Source organism: Sandarakinorhabdus sp. (genome assembly GCF_040398645.1).
Classification (GTDB): Bacteria; Pseudomonadota; Alphaproteobacteria; order Sphingomonadales; family Sphingomonadaceae; genus Sandarakinorhabdus.
The window spans coordinates 5,999-9,569 of the sequence record NZ_JBBATR010000077.1 but is presented as its reverse complement, the minus strand read 5'-3'; the positions used below and the strand labels follow the sequence as shown (position 1 = coordinate 9,569).

The window sequence follows — 3,571 nt, the reverse complement described above, 5'->3', positions numbered from 1 at the left end:
GAAATGAACACCCGCCTGCAGGTTGAGCACCCGGTTACGGAATGCATAACCGGGCTCGATCTGGTCGAATTGATGATCCGCGTCGCCGCCGGTGAAGCGCTGCCGTTTGGCCAGGACGATGTGCGCCTGGATGGCCACGCCATCGAAACCCGCGTCTATGCCGAAGATCCCTATCGCGGATTCTTGCCCTCAATCGGCCGCCTCAGCCGCTGCCAGCCGCCCGCCCCTGGCCGTGACGACGAAGGCCGGCTGGTGCGCATCGATACCGGCGTGGTCGAAGGCGCTGAAATCAGCATGTTTTACGATCCGATGATCGCCAAGCTGATCACCTGGGCCCCCACCCGCGCCGACGCCATCGCCGCGCAGGCCGATGCGCTCGATCGCTATCTGATCAAGGGCATCAACCACAATATCGATTTCCTGTCGGCAATCATGCAGCATGATCGCTTCAAGGCCGGCGCCAATGTCACCACCGGCTTCATTGCCGAGGAATATCCCGATGGCTTCCACGGCGCGCCGATGTCAGGCGACACGCGCACCGCCCTGATCGCCGCCGCCGCCGTGATCCACACCGAAACCGTGGCCCGTGAACAGCTGATCGATGGCCAATTGTCCGGCGACGGCGCCGAATATGGTATCAAATGGGTGGTGGAATTGGGCGGCGAACAGGTGCCCGTGGAGGTCACCGGCGAAGCCGGCAGCCACGAAGTGCTGATCGCCGGTCATGACACGATCGTGCAATCGGGCTGGCGCGTCGGCGACGCGCTGTTCGCCGGCAGCATCGATGGCAGCCCCATCGCCATTACCGCTGACCGCAAGGGCAGCTTCATCACGCTCACCACCCGCGGCGCCGCCCACAAATGCCGCGTGCTGACCCCGCGCGCCGCCGAACTAGCTGGCCACATGATCGCCAAAGTGCCGCCGGACATGAGCAAATATCTGCTCTGCCCGATGCCCGGCCTGGTCGTCTCCATCGCCGTGGCCGAAGGCGACAAGGTTGAAGCGGGCCAGCAATTGGCCACGGTGGAAGCCATGAAGATGGAAAACATCCTGCGCGCCGAAAAATCCGGCGTGGTGGCCAAGTTGCTGGCCAAGGCCGGTGATTCGCTGGCGGTGGATGCGGTTATTATGGAGTTTGGCTAAGCAGGCCGTGGCCGCCCCGGCCACGGACTCCGCGAAGCCCGGCCGGCGGGGCGGGCGGCCCAAAGCCGCCTGAACCCGTTCGACGACGCGGCTATGCCGCCGGCCGTCCCGGCATGGGCCGGCAGTTAGAAACGGGAGCGGAGCCTCCGGCGGCCCTGGGTAGGCGCTGGTGGGATTGTGCCCGGTAACCTTACGGCGCAGGAATTACCGTTTCAGGCGGCGGTGTTTTGGGCGGGCCTTCGGTCAGCAACTGCTGGTAAGCCTTGGCATCGCCCGCCAGCGCCGCATCGCGGAGCAAGCGCGCGAAGCTGGCATATCGGCTGCCGTGCGGATCAAACGCCACTGGTTCCAGCACCTTGGCAGCCTCGGCCAGCCGGCCGCGGCCGGCAAGCACGCTGGCCATATCCAGCACAATGCCCGGCACCTGCGGCGCCAGCGACCACATCAGCTGCACCACCGCGAACAGATTGTCGTCCACCGTGCCGGTTTCGATATTGTGGGTATGCACATACACATGCATGGCCCGCCAATCATTGGGCGCAGCCTTCACCGCCTGCACCAGCAAGCGCCGCGCTTCACGGCGATTGGCCGCCGCGTCGATTGCCAGCAGAGCCGACGCCTGCAATCGCATCAGCTCGGGATCAGCCGGCGACTTTGCCAGCAAGGGCCTCAGCACGGTGACAGCGCGGGCAGGATCGCCCAGGTATAATTCGGCCATGGCCAGCGTGCGGGCCGCAAATGCATCCCCGTCATAGCGCTTGGCCGCCGCTTGCACCGCGGCCAGCGCCTTGCTGCGGTCCGTGACGGCGCTGCCGCGATTATCGAACGCGGCATAATACATCATCATCGCATCGGCGGATTCCGGCAGGTCTTGCACCTTGACCGCTACGGGGGCGGGTGCCGTGCGGGCAAGCCGGCTGTAGGTAAAGCTGCGCCCGCTGCTGTAGTTTTTCAAAATGCTGTTCAGCTGGCGTGGTTCCGGCAATATATGTGCCTTGAAGGCAGCCAAAGAGCCGCTGCCGCCCGCAATAGCCTTGAGATGCGCAGTCAATTTCTCGCGCATTTCGGGCACACGGAACATATAATGGGTGAGCAGCCAGCTTTGCGCATAGAACATGTAGCGTTCCTGTGAGCGCAGTTCGCCTGTTGCGCTTTCGATCAACTTGTCCCAAGCCAACCAAGGCTGCTGGAGACTGTAGACGCGGCCGGGATCAAGCAGCCCGAATTCAACGCGGTTGGGCGCAAACGTTGCGGTCATGAAATATTCGGCAAAGCCCTCGGCATACCAGGTTGGATAGCTTTGCCCGGTTGAAGCAAACATATGGTGATGCGCATATTCATGCAGCAGCACCTTCTGGCCGAAATCACCTTTGACGGCATAAGCGGCGATGCCGCTGTCACCCGCATTGTAAAAGCCGGCCACGGTTGGCGGAACAGTGCCGAACGGCACGGCCTTTTCGATGCGATCGACCAAGTAGATATCCAGCTTCGGGGCCAGTTCGTCGACCTTGGCCGTGGTGAACATTTCCAGAAGATTGCGATAGTCTTCGAGCAACTCCACGCGTCCCCGCAGGGCCTCGGCATTCATATTGGCGTAGACGCGAAAATGCGCGGATTCTGCAACGCGCCACTCCGCAGCGGCCGGCGCTGCCATCGACAGCAGCCAAAACAACAACAAGATTGCGCGCATGGCAAATAATTCGGCCATTGCACCCGAACGGTCAAGCCCGCCGGCGGCCGGCCTACAACAAAGCGCCCTCGTGCCGCAGCAGCCACGCCTTGCGGTCCACGCCGCCATTATAGCCGGACAGGGCACCATTGCTGCAAATCACGCGGTGGCAGGGCACAGCAATGGCCATGGCATTTGCGCAATTGGCAGTGGCGACGGCGCGGCTGGCCGATGGTTGGCCGATGTGCGCGGCCAACCGGCTGTAGCTGAATGTTTCGCCAGCTGGGATCTGCCGCAGTGCTGCCCACACGCGTTGTTGAAATGCAGTGCCGATGCAGGCTATCGGTAAGGCAGCGATGGCGCGTAAATCACCGGTGAAATAGGCGTGGACAGCAGCGGCCACCGTGGGCGGCGCAGCGCCGGGCGCCAGCGTGGTGCCGGGCACGCGGCGGGCGAACACGCGTTGCAGGCGTTCGGCGAAATCGGCAAATTCCAGTGCGTGCAGCGTGCCACCCGGCGCCGTGATCGCCAACAGATCGCCGATCGGGGACGGGATGCGGGACATTATGTGCATGGGCGCGTTCCAATCAGATGACGCAGGCGAAGGCCGGAATCACCACATCATCATAAGGGCGGTGCGCCGCCGTGGCTGGCGGAATTGCGCCCTGCTGTTTTTCAGCTGCGGCAGCTGAGCCCGCCCATGTTGTTCACCCCGCATTCGGCGCGCTGTTCGCCGGCAGAAAAGCGCACGATCAGCGC

At 63.4% G+C, this 3,571-nt stretch carries 3 protein-coding genes; 1 reads left to right on the top strand and 2 read right to left on the bottom strand.

What is annotated here, in order from left to right; translation table 11 throughout:
- Nucleotides 1-1,143 (top strand): biotin/lipoyl-containing protein (locus ABWP50_RS12505; protein ID WP_353218315.1); only part of this gene is annotated, 1,143 nt, incomplete at its 5' end.
- A gap of 190 nt (nt 1,144-1,333) precedes the next feature.
- Here ABWP50_RS12505 and ABWP50_RS12500 read toward each other — a convergent pair.
- The gene (locus tag ABWP50_RS12500; protein WP_353218314.1) at nt 1,334-2,833 is read right to left on the bottom strand and encodes a tetratricopeptide repeat protein; all 1,500 of its coding nucleotides are present in this window, start codon (nt 2,831-2,833) and stop codon (nt 1,334-1,336) included.
- Between the two features lie 52 nt (nt 2,834-2,885).
- Nucleotides 2,886-3,386: a methylated-DNA--[protein]-cysteine S-methyltransferase gene (locus ABWP50_RS12495; protein WP_353218313.1), complete on the bottom strand. Its 501-nt coding sequence runs from the start codon at nt 3,384-3,386 to the stop codon at nt 2,886-2,888.
- Between the last annotated feature and the right edge of the window lie 185 nt (nt 3,387-3,571).

Coding starts and splice junctions, on each gene's coding strand:
- ABWP50_RS12495 (WP_353218313.1), bottom strand. CDS start 3,386: ATGCACATAATGTCCCGCATCCCGTCCCCGATCGGCGATCTGTTGGCG.
- ABWP50_RS12500 (WP_353218314.1), bottom strand. CDS start 2,833: ATGCGCGCAATCTTGTTGTTGTTTTGGCTGCTGTCGATGGCAGCGCCG.